Annotated in this window: 20 protein-coding genes; 4 read left to right on the top strand and 16 right to left on the bottom strand. The window is 37.3% G+C overall.

The annotated features are described in order from the left end of the window. Positions 1-47: 47 nt before the first annotated feature. From KYH19_RS03475 to KYH19_RS03395, 16 genes are all read right to left on the bottom strand, one after another. Positions 48-998: a glycosyltransferase family 2 protein gene (locus KYH19_RS03475; RefSeq protein ID WP_132394837.1), complete on the bottom strand. Its 951-nt coding sequence runs from the start codon at positions 996-998 to the stop codon at positions 48-50. A gap of 116 nt (positions 999-1,114) precedes the next feature. Continuing rightward, positions 1,115-1,720 carry a DUF4199 domain-containing protein gene (locus KYH19_RS03470; protein WP_132394838.1) on the bottom strand — a complete coding sequence of 202 codons (606 nt, stop codon included), beginning with the start codon at positions 1,718-1,720 and terminating at the stop codon, positions 1,115-1,117. 11 nt (positions 1,721-1,731) lie between these two features. Further along, the gene (locus KYH19_RS03465; RefSeq protein ID WP_219077565.1) at positions 1,732-2,400 is read right to left on the bottom strand and encodes a hypothetical protein; all 669 of its coding nucleotides are present in this window, start codon (positions 2,398-2,400) and stop codon (positions 1,732-1,734) included. Positions 2,401-2,578: 178 nt separating this feature from the next. Then, positions 2,579-3,835, bottom strand: coding sequence for a dihydroorotase (locus KYH19_RS03460; protein ID WP_219077564.1), 1,257 nt, complete (start codon positions 3,833-3,835; stop codon positions 2,579-2,581). Then, on the bottom strand, positions 3,832-5,871 hold the full coding sequence (locus tag KYH19_RS03455) for a BatA domain-containing protein (RefSeq protein ID WP_219077563.1): 2,040 nt from the start codon (positions 5,869-5,871) through the stop codon (positions 3,832-3,834). Before KYH19_RS03455 ends, KYH19_RS03460 begins: the two co-directional genes overlap by 4 nt. A gap of 244 nt (positions 5,872-6,115) precedes the next feature. Further along, a complete protein-coding gene (locus tag KYH19_RS03450; protein WP_219077562.1) occupies positions 6,116-6,520 on the bottom strand; it encodes a hypothetical protein in 405 nt (134 codons plus the stop codon). A 60-nt stretch (positions 6,521-6,580) separates the two neighbouring features. Next, positions 6,581-8,038 (bottom strand): nicotinate phosphoribosyltransferase, encoded by a 1,458-nt coding sequence (locus KYH19_RS03445; protein ID WP_219077561.1) that lies wholly within the window; start codon positions 8,036-8,038, stop codon positions 6,581-6,583. A gap of 20 nt (positions 8,039-8,058) precedes the next feature. Continuing rightward, positions 8,059-8,790: a metallophosphoesterase family protein gene (locus KYH19_RS03440; RefSeq protein WP_219077560.1), complete on the bottom strand. Its 732-nt coding sequence runs from the start codon at positions 8,788-8,790 to the stop codon at positions 8,059-8,061. A 1-nt stretch (position 8,791) separates the two neighbouring features. Next, positions 8,792-9,334, bottom strand: coding sequence for an RNA 2'-phosphotransferase (locus tag KYH19_RS03435; RefSeq protein ID WP_219077559.1), 543 nt, complete (start codon positions 9,332-9,334; stop codon positions 8,792-8,794). Continuing rightward, a complete protein-coding gene (locus KYH19_RS03430; protein ID WP_219077558.1) occupies positions 9,324-9,980 on the bottom strand; it encodes a DUF4291 domain-containing protein in 657 nt (218 codons plus the stop codon). The genes KYH19_RS03435 and KYH19_RS03430 overlap by 11 nt, the downstream gene beginning before the upstream one ends. 29 nt (positions 9,981-10,009) lie before the next feature. Next, positions 10,010-10,528 carry an O-acetyl-ADP-ribose deacetylase gene (locus KYH19_RS03425; protein WP_219077557.1) on the bottom strand — a complete coding sequence of 173 codons (519 nt, stop codon included), beginning with the start codon at positions 10,526-10,528 and terminating at the stop codon, positions 10,010-10,012. Positions 10,529-10,705: 177 nt separating this feature from the next. After that, positions 10,706-12,199 carry an ADP-ribosylglycohydrolase family protein gene (locus tag KYH19_RS24120; RefSeq protein WP_255562537.1) on the bottom strand — a complete coding sequence of 498 codons (1,494 nt, stop codon included), beginning with the start codon at positions 12,197-12,199 and terminating at the stop codon, positions 10,706-10,708. A gap of 11 nt (positions 12,200-12,210) precedes the next feature. Further along, entirely contained in the window at positions 12,211-12,696 is a 486-nt protein-coding gene (locus KYH19_RS03410) for a nucleoside 2-deoxyribosyltransferase domain-containing protein (protein WP_219077556.1), read from the bottom strand. A 6-nt stretch (positions 12,697-12,702) separates the two neighbouring features. Next, positions 12,703-13,536 (bottom strand): ribose-phosphate diphosphokinase, encoded by an 834-nt coding sequence (gene prs, locus KYH19_RS03405; RefSeq protein ID WP_219077555.1) that lies wholly within the window; start codon positions 13,534-13,536, stop codon positions 12,703-12,705. 68 nt (positions 13,537-13,604) lie between these two features. After that, positions 13,605-14,297: an NUDIX domain-containing protein gene (locus KYH19_RS03400; RefSeq protein WP_219077554.1), complete on the bottom strand. Its 693-nt coding sequence runs from the start codon at positions 14,295-14,297 to the stop codon at positions 13,605-13,607. 71 nt (positions 14,298-14,368) lie between these two features. Continuing rightward, complete coding sequence (locus KYH19_RS03395; RefSeq protein ID WP_219077553.1) at positions 14,369-15,931, bottom strand: L,D-transpeptidase family protein; 1,563 nt, start codon at positions 15,929-15,931, stop codon at positions 14,369-14,371. Between the two features lie 274 nt (positions 15,932-16,205). Between KYH19_RS03395 and hisG the strand changes: the two genes are divergently transcribed. From hisG to hisB, 4 genes are all read left to right on the top strand, one after another. Then, positions 16,206-17,057 carry an ATP phosphoribosyltransferase gene (gene hisG / locus KYH19_RS03390; RefSeq protein WP_029278663.1) on the top strand — a complete coding sequence of 284 codons (852 nt, stop codon included), beginning with the start codon at positions 16,206-16,208 and terminating at the stop codon, positions 17,055-17,057. A 48-nt stretch (positions 17,058-17,105) separates the two neighbouring features. Beyond that, on the top strand, positions 17,106-18,428 hold the full coding sequence (hisD, locus tag KYH19_RS03385) for a histidinol dehydrogenase (protein ID WP_219077552.1): 1,323 nt from the start codon (positions 17,106-17,108) through the stop codon (positions 18,426-18,428). Positions 18,429-18,517: 89 nt separating this feature from the next. Then, positions 18,518-19,558, top strand: a complete 1,041-nt coding sequence (gene hisC, locus KYH19_RS03380) for a histidinol-phosphate transaminase (protein WP_219077551.1) — start codon at positions 18,518-18,520, stop codon at positions 19,556-19,558. Position 19,559: 1 nt separating this feature from the next. Continuing rightward, positions 19,560-20,693, top strand: coding sequence for a bifunctional histidinol-phosphatase/imidazoleglycerol-phosphate dehydratase HisB (gene hisB / locus KYH19_RS03375; RefSeq protein ID WP_219077550.1), 1,134 nt, complete (start codon positions 19,560-19,562; stop codon positions 20,691-20,693). Positions 20,694-20,763 lie beyond the last annotated feature (70 nt).

Raw genomic sequence — 20,763 nt, 5'->3', positions numbered from 1 at the left:
TGTAAGATGTATGATGGCAATTCCATTTTACATCTTACATTTTACATTTACTTAAGTTCTTTTTCTATTAGGTATTGGTTTCTTTCTGGTGCGTTACGCGATAATAACTCTGCAATAAAGCCTGCCAGGAACATCTGCGAACCGACCACAATGGCAACCAGCGATAAGTAAAACAAAGGCTGATCGGTTACATCACGATAAGCCAGGCCCTGCCATATCAAATATTTCTTTTCGAATAAAATGTATAAAGCCATAATGATACCGATAAAGAAACTCAATACGCCCAGCGAACCAAAAAAGTGCATTGGACGTTTGCCGAATTTACCCACAAAGAAAATAGAAAGTAAATCTAAAAAGCCGTTGATAAACCTGCTGAAACCAAATTTTGTTGTACCATATTTACGTGCACGGTGTTCTACCACCTGCTCGGCTATTTTACTAAATCCGGCCCATTTAGCAATTACCGGAATATACCGGTGCATCTCGCCGTAAACTTCAATGGTTTTGATTACATCGCTCCGGTAAGCTTTTAAGCCACAGTTAAAATCATTCAGTTCTATACCGCTCATTTTGCGGGTAGCTGCGTTGAAGAGTTTGGTCGGGATTGTTTTGGTAATCGGATCGTAACGTTTTTTCTTCCAGCCTGAAATGATATCAAGCTTTTCTTCTTTTATGCGACGGTATAATTCAGGGATTTCATCCGGACTATCCTGTAAATCGGCATCCATTGTAATTACAACATTGCCTTGCGTGGCTTCGAATCCAACGTTCAATGCTGCAGATTTACCGTAATTTCTTCTAAACTTAATGCCTTTTATGGCAGGATTTTGAGATCTTAATTCTTCAATTACCTCCCAGGATCTATCGGTACTACCATCATCAACCAAAATAACCTCATAGCTGAAATTATTATCAATCATCACTTTATCAATCCAGGCCGTTAATTCCGGCAAAGATTCATCTTCATTAAATAAGGGTACTACAACTGATATATCCATTTTTTAAGCATAAACCTCGCAGGTTTTAGAAACCTGCGAGGTTTGTTAAATTAAAACGTGCAAATTTCATCAAATTAAATGATAAAACCTGCACGTTCAAAATTTTATAAAAGAAATTAAGCCTGAGTTGGAAAATCTTCCAATCTAATCGGTCTTTCTCTTTTAAAGATTGCAGCAAAAATTAAAGCAAATACAAAAATGATCGAAATCCCGATAGTAATGTTTTTAAATACAGATTTAGCCGTAAATTCGTTCTGCTTGGCAAACTGTTCATCCATTTTTGCACTTTCTTCGTTCAGTTTATCATCATCCACATTTTGATTTTTCATAAATGCAAGTGTTTTTTCTTTAATGTGATTCTGCATTTTTTCAGTTGATGTGGTGTCTATTACCTTGGTATAAACTAAATTTAAGCCAAATGAGACTAGCCATCCTACAAAAAACACAATAAAGATTGATTTTAAAGCCTGTTTAAAGGTCCAATAACCTCCAATACTTTTACGGAGATTACGGCATAAGAAAACCGAAACCACAATTGGGAAAACGACCAGCAGTATTAATGGATAAACAATAACCATCGTCATAAATGAATCTGCGCCCTGAATTAGAAAAAGCAAAGCAATTCCTAAGATAAACATCGCGATACCTAAAATCAGACCATGCTTAATAATTTCTTCATAAACCTTTGGTGTTTTTTCTTCTTGGAGTAATTGTTGTTCCATGATAAATTAATTTAATTATTAATTGTTGTAATTAATATATAAGTAGCAGAATCAAACGATTTGTTACTGCTAAATTGAATTATTTCTTTCGTGGTTTCTGCACTTCCTTCAACATCAAGGAAAAAAGCCATAAATGGCACAAATAATTCCTGCATTTCCTCGCTGATATTTAAATTAGTGGCTGTTTTACAGATCTCCTCTACACTACTTTCTGCCAGTTGCTGGTTGCTGATCAGTTCTTCATAAATTTCAAATTCATCCTGAAACTCATCGTCCTCTACCAACAAAAATTCTTTTAAGAAATCGCCCAATTCAGGATCCAGGTCTTCATCTTTACATTCTTTAATATAAAGCAACAAGTTTAACAGTTCAGTTCCTCTATCAATGGTTTCCTCTTCAATGTTTGCCCATTCTTCACTTTCTAAGTAATCGTCTTCCAGTTTCTGTACATCACTGCTGAAGAAATTCACCATCAATAAATCAAAAAATACTTCGCGTAATTCTTCAAATTTAGGGTGAGAATCGAAAACCACATCGAAAGCCGTAGCTTTATCTAAAAAGTTAACATCCAGCTCAAAAGCAGCCAGTAATTCCGTTTCAAAACCTTCTACATTGGTAGCTGAAACCTCAGCATACTTATTAATGGCTGCACTTAGTGCTTTTTTTACTCTGTTATCCATGATTAAGATTTTTAGAATTTTAGGATAATAAGATTGTATGACCTGAACAACAAAATTGTAATTTTTGCTTTTGTCTTTTAGTTCTTATAACCTGTTAATTTATCAATATTTTTTTTGAACTACTATCTTTTGAGACATGGTTAAGAACCTTATGCCCTCAACCTTCTAACCTTCAACCTTAATTCTCCCAGTACTGATTATTATTATAAACCAAAGTTACCTTTCCGATAAGCTCGGTCCCCAATAACGGACTATTTGCCGATTTTGAGTGGTTGCTGGCGGAATTATACAACCATTTTTCGGCTATATTAAAAACTGTAAAGTTGGCTTCTGATCCTTCTTCTATTACCGGAACAGCTAAATTTAATAATTTACGCGGATTAATGGCCAATTTCTCTGCAATTAGAGCGACATCCAGTCCGGCTTTTAATAACAGAGGCAATACGGTTTGTAAAGCAATAATGCCGTAGTGGGCAATTTCGAACTCTACATTTTTAAATTCGATTTCCTCTGGCCTGTGCTGAGAAGTAATGGCATCTATGGTTCCGTCTTTTAAACCGGCAATTAATGCTTTTACATCAGCTTTTCCACGCAATGGTGGCTTAACCTTATAATTACTATCAAAATCGCTTAAAAGTTCTTCTGTAAATACCAGGTGATGTGCCGTTACATCGCATGAGACCTGAACACCATCTTTCTTTGCCCTACGGATCAAAGCCACAGCTCCTGCAGTCGAAATATTGCTGATGTGGATTTTGGTTTCGTTGTAAGAAGCCAGGAAGATATCGCGTGCGATATGCATTTCTTCGGCCAGTGCGGGTAAGCCTTTCATCCCCAACAACACAGAATTTTTACTTTCATTAATCTGCGATTTACCTGCGATCGATTTATTTTCAGGATAAACCATTAACAGCGCATCGAAACCTTTTGCATACTGCAAGGCGCGGCTCATAAAACCATCATCCTGCAAAGCTTTATCTCCATCAGAGAAAGCTACAGCGCCTGCTTGTTGCATATCGAATAATTCAGCAAGTTCTTTTGCTTCGCGATTTTGACTAATGGCGCCAACAGGCAAAACATCAACCAAATTGTTTTTGGCCTTGTTAATAATATATTCTACCTGAGATTTTGACTGTACAACCGGGCTGGTTTGTGGCAATAAGGCCAATCCGGTAAAACCACCTGCTTTTGCGGTAGCCGTTAGCGTTTGAATATCTTCCTTCGTTTCGAAACCCGGATCGCCTGCTACACAGTTTAAATCGAAAAACCCTGGTGTTAAAAAAGCACCCTGGGCATCGAAAACGGTTTCATTTTTATCGGCAGTTAATTTACCTATGTTTTTAATTTTACCATTTTCTACCCTGACATCGCATTGTTGATTGTTAAATTTACTTTGCGGATCGGCAATGGTTACATTTTTAACCAGGAGATTCATATTGTTTTTTTTGTGTTGTTAAAAAATCGGATAAGTAAAATTTCTGCTGCAATAAAAATCAGCGACAAAATTAGACAAAGTTTCCATAAAGTCTGCCCGATTTTATTGTCGCCGGCAATTAATTTAACGGCATCTTTATCGGTATCGAATATTTTCAGATTACTTTTACCAGCTAATTGCTCAAGTTCTGTTTTGCTTAGATAGTGCATATCAGATTCGGTTCGGCCATTGTTAAAACTATAAACAGCAAGCAACGAATCTGTAAGTTTCAGATTATAAAAGCCCGCATTTTTAATCTGATCGGCAATGTAAATCAATGTTTTCCCATTTGCCTGACGGATTTCAGGGATCGCTTCAAAATGCTCGGCTGTAATTTTTAAGTTCTGGTTTTTACCCAAACTGATTTTTTTACTGGCCAGTGTATTATCATTGCCAATATTATAATATAGGGGCAATTCATTTCCACCACTTAGGGCCAAGCGATAAATTAACGGCACAAAAACAGGGTGCTTTGATAAATTTCCATCGCTGGTATTTAATCCGGAAGCTGATAGATAGACCTGTCCGTTACCTACAATATATTTAGAGAAAAATGGTTTTCTGCCCGGCAGCAACATAATATCTTCTTTATTGGATGTATTTTTCTCTATAAAAGAATAATAACGGGAAACTGAGGGAAGATCCAGATTTTTGGGAATTTCTTCGAAAACAGTTTTAAAAATTGGATTTTGCAGATCAATATGATCAACTTTTGTAGCTGTGGTATTGAGCGACTGGATTGTTGGAAGCGATAATGCACTTAAAAATGAGTTGTATCCCTGGATATCGGCATCGAGATTAGGAAAAAGCACTACTGTGCCACCCGCATTGAGATAATTTTTAAGTTGTTGCGCCAAACCGGTTGAAGGGTTTTTCAATCCATTCAATACAATCAAACCATAATTGGCAAAATTGCTATAGCTTATATTACTCTCGGTGTTTTCGGTAAGTTTATAATAAGCATCGGCTGCGAATAATGCTTTAATATAATTCCCAGCATCAGATCCATTGATGCTTAAAACCGGAAAACTTTGATCTACTTTAAAACTGAAAGATAGTGTATCATCAAAAGTTACCGGAAAATCTTTGATGCTCACAATCCCTTTTTGCCAACCTGCATTAAGTCCTGAGAAATCTAGGGTATCCTTAATAGTTTTACCTGCAGGAATGGTTACGGCACCCAATCCCTTTTGCTGGTTGTTGATGCTTAATTTTAGCGGGATATTTTTTGCTTCTTCTTCTGAATAATTTTTTAGCTGTATCACCAAACGCTCATTCGCGCCAGGCTGGTGGTTTGGAGAAAGTGTCCAAACGCTATCTACTGCAACATTGGGTAAGGTATTGGCATTCAATTTCAAAAATGAATACTGAATATCGGCTTTGGTTTCGAGTTTTTTTATGGATGAAATATTTTTCTGAAAATCAGAAATTAGAAAGCTGTATTTATTTTCGCCTCCGGTTAAAACATTGCTCTGCCTGTTTAAGATCTGCTGGAGATTGCGGTTGGCAGCCGAGATTTTTACATCATCCAGTGCCTTTAAAAATGCTTCCTCATTTAACAAGCGTTGGTGTTTCCCTTCGAAATCATTCGTTAAAAGCTGAAAACGATCGTTAATACCGAAACCTTTAATCTGTTCTTTTGCCCTGCGTTTGGCTTCGTCGAGCAGATTGCCATCTTTATTAACGGCTTCCATGCTGTAAGAATTATCAATATAAATACTTACAATATTCTTTAAAGAAGTCTTTTTTTGATTGTGCGCCGGAATGTATGGTTGAGCAAATGCCAGCACCAAAAAGATGATCGCCAAAATCCGCGATAAGAGAATGAGCAGGTTTTTAAGCTTTTCTTTCGATGAATTTTGTTGCTCTACTTCTTTTAAAAGCTGAACGTTAGAGAAATAGACTTTTTTAAATTTCCTGAAATTGAATAAATGAATGATAACCGGGATGGCAACCGATAATAGTGCAAAAAGAAAGCCCGGATAAAGGAAATTCATTAAAAACCAAAGATAGAAAAATTATGGAATTGGAGATAATATTCCTTAATTTATTATCAGTTAGAATGGATTAGAGTTAATCTGCTAGACTTATTTTTCAGTTTCTTAGTCTATGCGATCGTCATGCTGAATTTATTTCAGCATCTTTCTCGCAAGATGGATCCTGAAATAAATCCGATAGCAATCGGATCAGGGTGACGACTTTAAGTCTTAAATATTGGTAAAAAATTTATGTGATAACAAATCAATAACTAAACCCTGGAAATTCGATATTTACAATTTTCCAGCTACTGTTGTGTAGTGCAAAGTACAGTTTAAAAGGTCCGCTTACAATTTTCGATTGTTTTTGAATAACATCTCTGTAACCGGCAACCCCTTCAACAAAGCCCATGCCTTTACCCTCATTCATTAATTCAAAATTAACATCAATAATATCATATCTGCCTCCAACATATTCATCAGACCGACCAAAAACACCTTTCAAACGCCCGATAATAACATCCTTACCAATAATTTTATTACCTGGAAGAATGAAAAAATCATTCAGCTCGTCTGTAATGGCCTTCGATTGTTTAAACCAGGCGTTTATAAATCTGATGGCACTATTTACAATATCGGCTTGATGGTTAAATGTGGAATTGTTTTGCATGGTATCTTTCAAAAAATTAATCGACCAGCCAAAGGCCGGTCGATTAAAAACTTGGCGAAGTTAACTATTCTTTAGCCTTTCTCTAATGTCGGCAAGAGAATAATCAATTAACAGTTTGCCATCCCTGAAAACTTCCTTCAATTCGCCCTGTGCTTCTTCCTCCCAGGTGCATTGGTCTTTCATTTCGTAATCTCCGTTGGCATTTTTAAAAATCTGCAGCAAACCTTTTGCAGATTTCTTTGTACCATCGTCGGTAATCGGATCTTTAAATATCTCGCGGCCTTCGCCATCTACTTCTCCATAGGTGGCTTTCATTGCGAAACCAAAAGTATCGCGGGTATTATATTGATAGGTGAATGAGCCAATGCCAAAAACAACATTGGTAGAGGCAAAACCTTTGGCTTTTAAGCGTTCACAGATTTGTGTAGCCCTCTCTGTAGTAATGCTATCGCCATAAATAGCACCAATTTGCGGTACCAGTTCTTTAAACCCTTTATCGTTGGTTTTTCCACCAAAAACATCCCAAAGCAGTTCAATTACGCCCTTTTTCTCATTTTCGTTTTTGCCATTGGGGTTTCCGCAGATGATATCAACGGGATCTCCTGAATCGGGCCTGATCACCACTTTACCTGGACGCGCGATAATATCATCTTTTAAAACAGGTAGATACTCCGTCAGCACCTTCCATAAATCCCAGGTATCGGAAACGATAGATACAATTCCTTTCGGATACACTTCTAAAATCAGTCTTTTAAAAGTTTCAAGTTCTCCGGTATTGGTCCCCATACACATTACCGAATGTTCAGTAGCAGCTACTGATCCACCAATTAGCTCTTTATCCGAATCTGCCTTGTAATACTCTTCTAAAAAATCAATAGCCGGGATGGTATCAGTTCCGGTGAAACTCAATAAATGCCCTGCTGCCGAGGTTACCGCAGCTTCTATTCCACCCATGCCGCGCATAGAGAAATCGTGTCCTTGCCAATCTACAAATTCGGGAACGGATGAAGTTTCTGCTGCATATTGATCCAAAATAGTACGGTACTGTTTTGCGATAGTAGCAGAATTGCATGGCAACCAAACCACTGCTGACAGTAATGTCTCGAAATAATTGGTCAGCCAGAAAAATTCGGGTTTGGTATTATACATCGTAAACATCGGCACACGCAAAGGCACTTCTGCGCCTTCTGGCAGCGATTTAAATACCATTGGAATATAACCCAGATCGTGTAGATCGGCAATATGTTGCGTACCTACCAGGTTTTCGCCCAGGTAATTATTGATCCTGCGGGCATATTTCTTTAAAATCTCTTCCTTTGGCTGTTTAAAGAAATTTTGATTAAAATCTTCTATAATGTATTTTTTGATAAAATACTGCAAGCCAAAAAGCACCACATGGTTTACATTTTCGAGCCTGCTTTTTCTTGGCGTCCAGTTAGAATAAACCAATGTGGTATTTTCTGGGTACTGTCTGCGGTGGTCAACTTTATAACCGTCTGTTAATAATAATGGATTCATGGTTTTGATGTATTTAAATATTATTTATTTCTTCCTTTTTCGTTCGGATATAAGCTTTGTAGGGTATCGCTCTGCCAAAATACTTTTGTTTCGATATCTAAACAAGTCAATTTTCCAGTAAATGCAGCACCGGTATCGATATTCCAAACATTACAGCCCTTCATGGGTACATTAACATTGTAATAAAGCGTTGGCGTATGGCCGATGTAGATTTCGTGATAGAGCAATAAACGTTTCGGATAAATTGCTGAATCTTTTTTAATTCGGGTATCCATGGTCAGGGCCATTTCCCAAAGGGTGCGATCCCAAGAATAATTGGAAGAATAGCGCTCCTTTTCTGGTCCGTGCATAGAAGAAAAACCGGCATGGATAAAGAGGTTGTTCTGCCCATCTAGATAATAATCGTGCATCCGTTTAAAGAAATCCAGGTGTTCCTTTCTGGTCACATCAGATAAGTCTTGATAACTCTCCATGGTTAATTTACCACCGTGAACAAACCAAACCTCATCTACAATATCTTTTTCCAACCAGTCGATACACCAGGCATCGTGATTGCCTTTGATAAAGATGCATTGATGACTTTTTTCTAACTGCATCAGGTAATCGATTACCTGCGCCGATTCGCTCCAACCATCCACATAATCGCCCAGGAAAATCAGTTTGTCGTATTTTGTTACCTTTGCACGCTCAAATAACTGGACCAGACCTTTTAATCCACCATGTATATCGCCTATTACTAATGTTCTGCTCATGTTAAAACGTTATATATTCAGCAGGCACAACATCTGTAAGCCACACATTGTTATCTGATAAATAAAATTTATAGCCCGCCTTGTGCATCTCTCCACTATTAATGGTAAGGATAACCGGTTTTCCCCTTCTTCCACCTACTTTATTCGCCGTTTCCTTGTCGGCACTTAAATGCACATGCTGTCTGCTCATTTTTTGCAGCCCTTGCAATTTAATATCTGTCAGGAACTTTTCAACCGTACCATGATACAGGTATTCCAAAGGTTCAGTTTCTTTTAAATTTAATTCAACAGCAATAGAATGTCCCTGGCTTGCCCTGATCCTGGTTTTATCTTCGTTAAAGGCAAATCTCTTTTTGTCGTTATTTTCAACAACGTATTGAAGCAGTTCAAAATCTAATGTTAAATCATAAAGGTCGAATTTGGCGATCAGTTCATTCACATCTGCCCAGCCATTTTCATCGAGCTTTAGCTTTATGGTTTCTGGCGAATGTCTCAAAATATAGCTCAGCAGCTTGCTGATTCCTTTAGTTATTTTAGTGTCCATGAGCGTATTCATTTTTGATTTTCAACTTTTTGTTTAGTGCTTCATTGTTAAACACGAAAGGTTTTTCTGCAGGTATAGTTAAATTTTCCAATTGTCTGTTTTGCACAAATTCATATTGTTCTTCTACAAACTGACTAATATTTTCAATTAACAAAATATCATCTTTTGCAAAAGATCTGATAAAATTATCCCTTAATCCGATCTGGATAGCCCTTCTTACCTGTTTTGCACCATAAGGATCGTGATCTGGGTCCCATTGCAACCTGATATTAGTGTTTTCCAAAGAATTTCTCCATTCATCATAAGAAATTTCATCGGTTTGATCGAATGAAGTATAAACTGCATTTTCCAGGTAATTACGAAATGCAGACACTTTAAGGTGTATGGCTAAAGTAATTTCCTGCCCTGCTTTAGTTCCCCAACCACTTCTGTACATCATCCATAGAAAATTGGGTTTTATCCATGTCATTCTGTTTAAACTGAACTCACCGCCGAAAAATTGATTTTTGACTGCAAATTCACCGATTTCTTTTCGGTATGCCTGATAAACAATTATTGTTTCGTCATCATATTGGGCCATAATATGGCATCCTGATTTTGGCCATTCTAATATCTGTTCTTTATATTTTTTTACTGTTATTTTCATTATATAATTCTGTTAACAAACTCACCTCATTAGTTAATGCGATTAAGTTTTTCTTCATAGCGCTGGTAATTTTCATCGTCGAAACAAACGAAGATTACCTTTTCTATTTTTTCTTTTTGTGTAAAATTATTTACTGCATTAATGGCAATATCTGCTGCTTTATCTTTAGGGAAATGATAAATTCCCGTACTGATATTAGGGAAAGCAATAATTTTAACATCATTTTCAACTGCTAAGGTTAAACTGTTTCGGTAGCAATCTGCAAGCAAAGCATTATTTTGTTCACTTTCTCCGTTCCAAACCGGCCCAACCGTATGGATGACATATTTTGCAGGTAAATTGCCTGCCGTAGTGATTACTGCATTTCCGGTCTTGCATTTACCTTGTCTATTCCTGATGGCTACACAGGCCTGTAAAATTGCTTTACCACCCTTCCTGTGAATGGCACCATCAACTCCACCTCCACCTAGCAACGAACTATTTGCAGCGTTAACAATCGCATCGGCTTTAATTGTTGTTATATCGGCTTTTATTAGGGCTAAAATCATTTTTTGAATTTTTATTTATAAACTGTTCCACCACAAACTTTCTTAAAAACATCGTCATTTTGAGCATAATGCAACGCGGCCGAGAACCACGTAGTGCTCAGCGAAGCTAAATCTGTCTAAATAGATCTCTCCATTCCGCTGCGCTTCAGTCGAGATGACGGTCGATTGAAAAATATTTCATTGATCATTAATTTTATTAATTGATATCTCATCCCTAACTTCCATCAGCGCAAAGCCTAGCAGATTTAAACCTTTCCAATTCTTTGGTATTTTTGCATCTACATGGTCTTCTGCCAAACCGATTCCCCAAATTGGATCAACCGGACTGGCCTCGGCCAGCACTTTACCTTTAGTTTGCAAAAGAAAAGATTTCAAATCTTCGTTTTGAGAAAACTTAAGCAAGTTACCCTGTTTTACTATTTCGTATTTATGAGCATCCCATTTTGCAACATCGAAGTTTCTGATCTGTCGACCAAGGTCTTTTACATCTTTTGGAGATTCTTTTAATAGTATTTTCTCAAAAATCTCCTGATCATGAAACAATAAAGCCTTTTTTGCCATCATGTAATGTTCGGCTGTTTGATAGATGATGTCATTTTCAACAAATGAAGATGGCCACCACTGACTTAAACAAGCTTTAGAAATCGTTCCTTTGTTCGGAGCTTGATGTCCCCAAAAAAATAGGAATTCAGTACTTTCTTTTATATCTGCAACATTATATTTCTGCTTTTTCATAAACACCGCATTCATTTTTTCACAGAGTCCTTCAATTTCATTTTTTTTAACAATTGCATTAAGCCATTTTTCAGGGATAGATTCAAAACCATAAATTAAACCTGCCAACCCACCTGTAATTGCCCCAGTTGTATCAGTATCGTCACCAAGATTAACTGCTTTTAGAACGGCATCCTCATAAGTTCCGGTACTGAGGATACACCATAAGCTAGCCTCGAGACTGTGCAACACATAACCAGAAGAATAAATTTCGTTTTCTGGAAGCGTAGCGATATCATTCATCAAAACCCTATTAAAAAGATCAATTTCCTTTTGTTCAAAATCATTCTCTGCAATAAACTTTTTAAGCTTAATCTGCATATTAAAGTATGCCTCTCTTTTATCAATTCCTTTTAATAGTTCTAAGCCATAAACAACATAGATAAAACAGGCAAAAGCAGAACGGAAATGGGCATGGGTAATGGATGAAACCTCCTTTACGCGTTTAAAAATAACTTTAAGATCCTTTTCATCCTGCAAATAAAACAACAAAGGCAAAATCCTCATTAAAGATCCATTTCCATTATCCATTTCAGATGCTCCACCACATAAAATCGGATCAGCACCATGCTTTATCATTTTAATGGCTTCAGCTGTTGCTATACCGATGTCGAAAACTTTTCCATGAGGGGTCCAAATCTCGGCATTAAACCACTGAAGGAATTTCTGTGCGATATGATCTAAATTATAACCACTACACAGGCTTTCGGCTAAGCAAAACGTAAGAGAGCTATCATCACTCCAGGTACCTAACGGCTGATCATGAACACCATACGCCTGCATATCCTTTACCGGAAATCTTTTTAAAAAATCCCTTTTCTTAAATTCTACGGGCACTCCCAATGCATCGCCAACTACCAGGCCGAATATTGAACTATGGATAACTGTGGTTTTCATCTTTTTTGAGTTTATTTAATATTTACAAACTTTTTAAGCTTAGTAATTACTGTCTCACTAAGCTCATCAAATGTGTTATACTGATCAATCCCTTTTCTTTGGCATACAATATCGATATTCCCTTTTCTCCAAAACCCCTCTTCACAACAAACCATTAATTTGCCAGAATCAGCGAATAAACCTAACTCCATCATCGAAATTGGCGATTTAGAATTCGCTTCAAGGAACAACAAAATCACATCAGCATTTTCCATTGCATCCATCTCCCAGTTCACCTGTTCGCTGAATTTTGCATTTTCGATTGTCTGCGCCCAGGTATGATCCCAGGATTTTCTTCTTGGATTGAAAACGACTACATCGTTCAAAGTTTCTTCTTTATTTGCCCGATCAATAAATTTTTGTTGCCAATCAATCGAATTCCCCATATCGATTGTTCCTGCGATGAATACCGATACATTTGATGGTGCAATAATCTCTGATGGAAGTATCGCTCTCATATTATTTTATAAAATTTCCATTAATTTTATTTGTGTTACCCCTTCATGATCAACTTCTTTGATCGAATCTGTTGTAAAAATTTGCTCGAAATATTTACCTAATTCATCAAAGCCTTTGCTAAATATGCCGTGACTAATCGCTAAATAAAGTTTGCCGGCATTTTTAGCTTTTAATGCTTCTGCCAAGCCGATAAATGTACCGCCACCATCACAGATATCATCCACAATCAAACAATCGGCACCAGCTAAATCTTCAGCATATACTTTAAATCCTGAAAGTTTTCCTGTTTTCACATCGCGGCTTTTTGAACACTCTACCACTTCTGCACCACCTAAAAATTCAGATACTTTATAAATTTTCTTTAAAGCACCTCCGTCAGGAGAAATCAGTTTTACGTTATTTCCAATGTTTGCAATTACCTGTTTTATAAATTCGTGATTGGAAACTGTCACACAGTTATTGAGCAAGGCTGGTGTTACTTCGCTATGCGGATCAAAAACGGTAACACTTGCCAAAGCCATGACATTAATGATATCAGCATAAACTTTCACCGATAAAGGCTCACCAGGAATCATTACCCGATCTTGCCTTGCTGCCGGAAAATATGGAATAAAAAGTTCGATTTCTTTTACATCCATTCTTCTCAAGGCATCAACGGTAATGCAGATCAGACCTAAATCATTAAAAGAATTTATTCGGTGTGTAATGGTAACCGGAAGGCTAGCATCAAAATTATTTGAAATTTTAATGTGTGGTTCGCCACCTGCAAATAAGAAAGATTTGTATTCGATTAAGTTATTTTCGCCTAGCGGAGTAAAACTTGGATTAAGATTCAACATATATTTGCGTATTATTTACACAAATATAAAAATCATTTTTAGAATACAAAGAATAATTTGTGTTTATTTTACGCAAAACTAATATCGAACTGGAAATTCCCCTTTAAAAGTTGATTGTATTTAGTTTTATCAAAGGTAAAAAGTTTGCCTGGTCTGCCGCTGGCACCCATTTTAACTACTTTATCGGTTTCTATAACAATTCCAAAACTTAGAATTTTTTTTCTGAAATTTCGTCGGTCTATATCTCTTTCTAAAATGGAGCAATACAGATTTTCAAGATCGGAAAAGAGAAATTCCTGATCCAACAGATCAAAACCGATCGGTTGGTATGTGAGTTTGCTTTTTAAACGTTGATGAGCGAGATTAACCATTTCATTGTGATCGTAGCCCAACTTTGGAATTTGAGCAACAGGAAACCACCTGGCATCTTTAGCATCGGTATCGGCTTTTAACACAAAATTTTTAGGATTAACCAGTGCAAAGTAAGCGACAGAAATTACCCTAAATCGTTCGTCACGGTAAATATCATCACCAAAAGTACCCAATTGCTCCAGGTAATTTACGGTTATGCCGGCCTCTTCTTTAAGTTCGCGCTCAACTGCCATAAGCAATGGCTCGTCGTTTAAAATAAATCCACCTGGTAAAACCCATCTATCGGCCAGTTTACCAAATCGCTGCTGAACAGCCAACACATAAAGTGTTCCTTTTTCGTAGCCAAAAACAATGGCGTCAACAGCAATTTTAATATTTTGATCGATCATCCCTTAATTTGTGTTAAAACAACACAAAGTTAATCGTTTTAACCAAGAAGATCGAAACTGTTGATTAAATTCTACCTGAACTTTTTCATTGCAGTCCAAAGTTTTTCATCCATACCGTACACATCAGGTCTGTATTCGATCCTGTCATTTTGCGACCAGGCAGTGATATAGGTAATGATTAATGGAACATTTTTCTTTGGGGCAAACCAAGCTGGTTTTAATTGAAATGCTTTAGTGGTATCTGCCTTTTGGGCCATGCGCTTTCTATACCATTTCATATGCGCACTATCTATCGGTGGTAAATCTACCTCTGCCCTAAGCTTATCATAAGCATAAGAATCTTTCACCAAAAGTGCGGCAAATTCTAACGGCTTTTCGATGCGTACACAGCCGTGACTAATCGCTCTATTGGTTAGGTTAAATCCGTTCTTATTATTGGTGTCGTGCAGGTAAATACTCGAGCTGTTATCGAAGATAAATTTGAACTTCCCTAAAGCGTTTCCACCGCCTGATCCCTGCTTAAATTTGAAGGGCAATTTATCACGCGAATACCTGTTCCAATTGATGGTATCAGGCTCACCAATTAGCTTGTCTTTATAGTAAACTTTAATGTTGCTATTCGATAAATAATAAGGATCTTTTCGAGCCATCCAATAGATCTCACTTTGGGCAATACTTACCGGAATATTCCAGATTGGATTGGCCTGAATGGAGTTGATTTTACTGAACAATAGTGGTGTCTCATGGTTCTTTGGTTTATCATCCAGATTACCCGATTTTGCAAAGGCTTTTAGCTTATCTTCATAACCATTTTCACGCTTGCCACCAACACAAACTTTCATCGTAATTACGGTATCTGTTTTATCTAGCCAGGTTAATCTAAAATCAGGAATATTTACCTGCACATAGTTACCTCCCGTCTCTGGCATTTTCCAACGGAAACGTTCCATATTCAATAATAAAATACGCTTCTCACTTTCCACATCTGTATTTAAATAGGCAGACTGTAAAGCTTTATATTGAACCGATTTTGGTTGAACAGATCTTAAGGTATCCAAAAGACTTTTACCACTTAAAAGATTAATCATCCCCAAGCTGTCCGGGCGTTTTACTTTAATGTAATAACGCGAAAAGATAGTTCGGGGATTTACGACTCCGTATTTAAGGTAATTATTATAGTTTAAATAAGCATTTGCCGATAGCAGCTCTAATTTGGCAATTACAGGATAACTTTCGTCAACTTTTTTAAATTTATTGGCTGCTAACACTGCTAACAAGCTTTTAATTTCATCCCCTTTAAAGATCTTTGAGTTAAAGCCATGCACCTTACTTTGATCTAAATAACTCACTAATGAATCTAATTCTCCATTAATATAGAATTGCGTAACCAACTTAGGTTGAGCATTATTATTGGCATAAAATGCTTTTATAGTTTTAGGGTTAACGAATTTGCCCGAAAGACTGTCCATTGTTTTCACAAAAATGCTGTCATAAGCTACAGTATCGAAATCTTTATAGATTTTATTCTTAAAATGCTCAGAAAGCACTTTCCCAATCTCTGGTGGGCTTTTAAACCACCCACAGGCAGAAATGAACAAAATAAAGGGCAGAATTAGAAAGCGAAACTTTTTCAAAAGAGTAAAATTTTAATATAAATATGGGTTATTAACAATAAAAACAGCATAATGGCAAATTAAGTGCCATTATTTTTTGTTTTATCATTTCAAACACTATATTTGCCAGCGCTTATCAGCTAACGTATTGATACTGGCAGAAATAATTTATGAATTTAACTTTGAACCATCACTTACATTTACACCATCGCCGATAGGCGATATGATATGTTTGTTTTGTACTTCAAAACTTTTTTCCGTAAAATAATTTCTTGTTCACTCTATATTCAATACTTTGAAAACACTTAAAATCGCTATCCAGAAGTCGGGTAGGTTAAACGAAAAATCTGTAGAAATACTTAAAAACTGTGGTTTATCTTTCGAAAACTACAAAAGCTCACTCATCTCAACCGTTACTAATTTTCCTTTAGAAATCCTTTTCCTTCGCGATGATGATATTCCTGAATATGTACAAGACGGCATTGCTGATCTGGGTATAGTTGGTGAAAATGTAATTGTAGAAACAAAAGCCGAAGTAGATTATCTTCAAAAATTAGGCTTCGGAAAATGTACTTTAAAAATAGCTGTTCAGGCCACCAGCAATATTCAAAAACTGGAAGAATTGAACGGCAAAGCGATTGCTACTTCTTATCCCGTAATCCTCGAAAAATTCTTACAGGAAAAGGGTATTAAATCCGATATCAGAACCATTTCAGGATCGGTAGAAATTGGTCCGGGTTTAGGCTTAAGTGATGCCATTTTTGATATCGTATCAACAGGCGGAACATTGAAGAGCAATGGGCTAAAACCATTCGCTGATGTGATGCAATCTGAAGCGGTTTTAATCGGAAACAAATCGATAGCCGACAATCCGGAAGTTGCAGAATTGCTTCAACGTATCCGATCTGTACTCAGTGCAAAATCTAACAAATACGTGGTACTAAATGTATCAAAAGATAACCTTCAAAAAGTAGTCGATTTACTTCCAGGGGTAAAAAGTCCAACGGTAGTTCCGCTCTTCGAACCAAACTGGGTTGCTGTTCATTCTGTAATTGCCGAGGAAGATTTCTGGGACAAAATAAACAGTTTAAAAGCAGCAGGTGCAGAAGGCATTTTGGTAATGCCAATCGAGAAAATAATCAAATAAATCGTTCAAACACATATTAACTATTAGTTAATTTTAAATTATAAAACATTGAAAATCTACAATTATACAGATTTATCTAAATCAAAAATTGAAGAACTTTGTTCAAGACAGATTGAAGACGATAAATTGGTTGAAGAACGTGTAAGAGACATCATCAGCACTGTAAAAAAAGATGGCGACCAGGCACTTTTCAACTTTGCAAAAGCATTCGATAAAGTTGATTTGGAGAAGCTGTTTTTAAATGCAGAAGAATTAAAAGCAATTGCATCTACCATACCAGTTGAAGCAAAAAATGCAATTGATACGGCCTATCAAAATATCAAAACTTTTCACCAGTCGCAGTTAAAAACTGAGGACAAAATCGAAACGATGCCTGGCGTTGTGTGCTGGCGAGAATCGAGGGCAATTGAAAAAGTAGGACTTTACATCCCGGGGGGAACAGCTGTTTTACCGAGCACATTTTTAATGCTGGCCACACCTGCAATCATTGCAGGATGTAAAGAAATAGTGGTTTGTTCTCCTCCACAAAGTGATGGCAAAACCAATTGTTATCTGGCTTACTGTGCCGTGCTGCTGGGGATCGAAAAATTATTCTTAATTGGCGGCGCCCAGGCCGTTGCGGCAATGGCCTTCGGAACCGAAAGCGTGCCACAGGTATATAAGATCTTTGGCCCTGGCAACCGTTATGTAACCACGGCAAAAACCATGGTCCAAAATAAAGTCGCTATCGATATGCCTGCCGGACCATCGGAAGTTTTGGTCATTGCTGATGAGACTGCCAATCCGTCATTTATTGCTGCTGATCTACTTGCACAGGCAGAACATGGAACTGATAGTCAGGCTATTTTAGTATCTACTTCAAATCAAATCATCGCTGAAACCTTAAAAGCAATTGAAAATCAGCTTGCTATTCTCCCAAGGAAGGAGATCGCTGCTAAAGCAATAGCCAATTCTTATGCCGTTTTAGTTGAAAACCTGGATGAGGCAATGCAATTTTCGAATGAATATGCACCAGAGCACTTAATATTAGCTACGGAGCATTTCAAAAGTCTAACTCCATTGATTATCAACGCAGGATCGGTATTTTTAGGCAACTTTACACCGGAAAGCGTTGGCGATTATGCCTCGGGAACCAACCATACTTTACCAACCAGTGGCTTTGCAAAAGCTTATTCAGGCGTATCTACCGATGCTTTTCTGAAAAAGATCACCTTTCAGCAGTTATCGGCCACAGGATTAAACAATATTGGCCCTACAGTAGAGATATTGGCTGCAGCTGAAGGTTTGGAAGCACATAAAAATGCAGTTAGTATTAGATTGAACTTTGAGTCAGGAGTTGGAAGTCCGAAGTCCGAAGATAAAACGACATAAAAGAAAATGCAAATCGGTGTAATCACATCATCTGTGTAATCATACCGAAGTAAAAGAACTAAGTAATCTGTGCAATCATTTTAATTAACATGGACATTAACAATTTAGTAAGAGAAAATATAAAAAACCTCCGCCCCTACTCTACCGCTAGGGACGAATTTAAAGGTCAGGCATCTGTTTTTTTGGATGCAAACGAGAACAGTTATGGTTCGCCATTACCCGCTAATTATAACCGTTATCCTGATCCATTGCAACTTGATTTGAAAGATGCAATCAGCAAAATAAAAGGTGTGCCAATCGAGAATACTTTTTTAGGAAATGGTAGTGATGAAGCGATAGATTTATTGTTTCGCGCTTTCTGTAATCCCGGAAAAGACAACGTAATTATACTACCTCCAACTTACGGAATGTACGAAGTTTCGGCCAATATAAATGACGTAGAAATACGCAAAGTGAGCCTGCTTCCAAACTTCCAATTAGATATGGAAAAGATCGCAGAAACGATTGATAAAAACACAAAATTAATCTTCATTTGTTCACCAAATAATCCAACCGGAAATTCGATAAACCGCGAAGATATTGAAACCATTTTAGCCAACTTTAATGGCATCGTTGTCGTGGATGAAGCGTATATAAATTACGCCCGTCAGAAGACCTTTATACAGGAGTTGACCGAGTACGGAAACCTGGTAGTTTTGCAAACTTTTTCTAAGGCCTGGGGACTTGCCGCTTTACGTTTGGGCATGGCATTTTCTTCAACAAAAGTGATCGATGTTTTAAACAAAATTAAGCCACCTTATAACATCAATCAGGCTACGCAGGATTTAGCTTTTGAAGCTTTAAAAAACATCGCTCAGGTGAACGAATGGATTAAAGAATCTGTTGCAGAAAGAGACCGTTTAAGCAAGGCTTTAACCGCACTAAACATCGTCAAAAAAGTATATCCTTCTGATGCCAATTTTATCCTGACAGAAGTTACCAATGCCTTAAAAATTTATGATACTTTAGTGGAGCAAGGCATCATTGTACGCGACCGTTCTAAGGTAACTTTATGCGAAGGTTGTTTAAGGATCACCGTGGGTACAAAAGAAGAAAACGACAAACTATTAACTGTTTTAGAAAAATTTTAAAATGAAGAGAGTATTATTTATCGACCGTGATGGAACGTTAAATATCGAGCCTGATGACGAGCAGGTAGATAGTTTTGCAAAGCTTAAATTTTATCCGCGTTCTTTATATTATTTGTCTAAAATTGCAGCCGAACTGGATTATGAACTGGTAATGGTAACCAATCAGGATGGACTGGGTACACTTTCAAATCCTGAAGAAAATTTCTGGCCGATCCATAATTTCATGCTAGATACTTTTGAAGGGGAAGGCGTTCATTTTAGCGAGATTGTGATTGATAGAACTTTCGCAAAAGACAATGCCCCTACCCGTAAACCCGGCACTGCTTTATTAACAAAATATTTCAGTGAAGATTACGACCTGAAAAACTCTTTCGTGATCGGCGATCGTTTGAACGATGTTGTTTTGGCCAAGAATTTAGGTGCCAAGGCAATTTTTCTCCGCCAGAATGATGCATTAGGTTCTACAGAAGCCCTAGATAAGCATGAAACTTTATTGGATGTGATTATTCTGGAAACCAGGAAATGGGAAGATATCTACAACTTGCTTAAAGCAGGAAGCAGAAAAATTCACCACGAGCGTAAAACCAACGAAACCGACATTACCATTAACCTGGATCTGGACGGAACAGGAAAAGCAAAGATTGAAACGGGTTTAAACTTTTTTGATCACATGCTCGATCAGATTGCCAGACATGGAAGTGTAGATTTAGAGGTAATTGCCAAAGGCGACTTACATATTGACGAACACCACACGATAGAAGATACCGGGATTGCCATGGGCGAAGCATTTGCTAAAGGATTAGGCAACAAACTAGGCATTGAAAGGTATGGTTTTTGCTTACCAATGGACGATTGTCTGGCACAGGTGGCCATTGATTTTGGAGGAAGAAACTGGATTGTTTGGAATGCTGATTTTAAACGCGAAAAGGTCGGCGATATGCCTACAGAGATGTTCTATCATTTTTTTAAATCGTTCAGTGATGCTGCAAAATGCAATTTAAACATAAAAGCAGAAGGCGATAACGAACATCATAAAATTGAGGCCATTTTTAAAGCATTCGCCAAAGCCATTAAAATGGCAATCAAACGTGATGCGGAGAAAATGGTGTTACCGAGCACAAAGGGAATGTTATAAGAAGGTGGAACGCTGAAAGGTTTATGGCGGAGGGTTTTGACGCCCATCCGTCGTTAACTAAACCCGATAG

Origin of the sequence: Pedobacter sp. D749 (assembly GCF_019317285.1) — a bacterium.
Taxonomy (GTDB): Bacteria; Bacteroidota; Bacteroidia; order Sphingobacteriales; family Sphingobacteriaceae; genus Pedobacter.
This window is presented reverse-complemented; position numbering and strand designations above follow the sequence as displayed.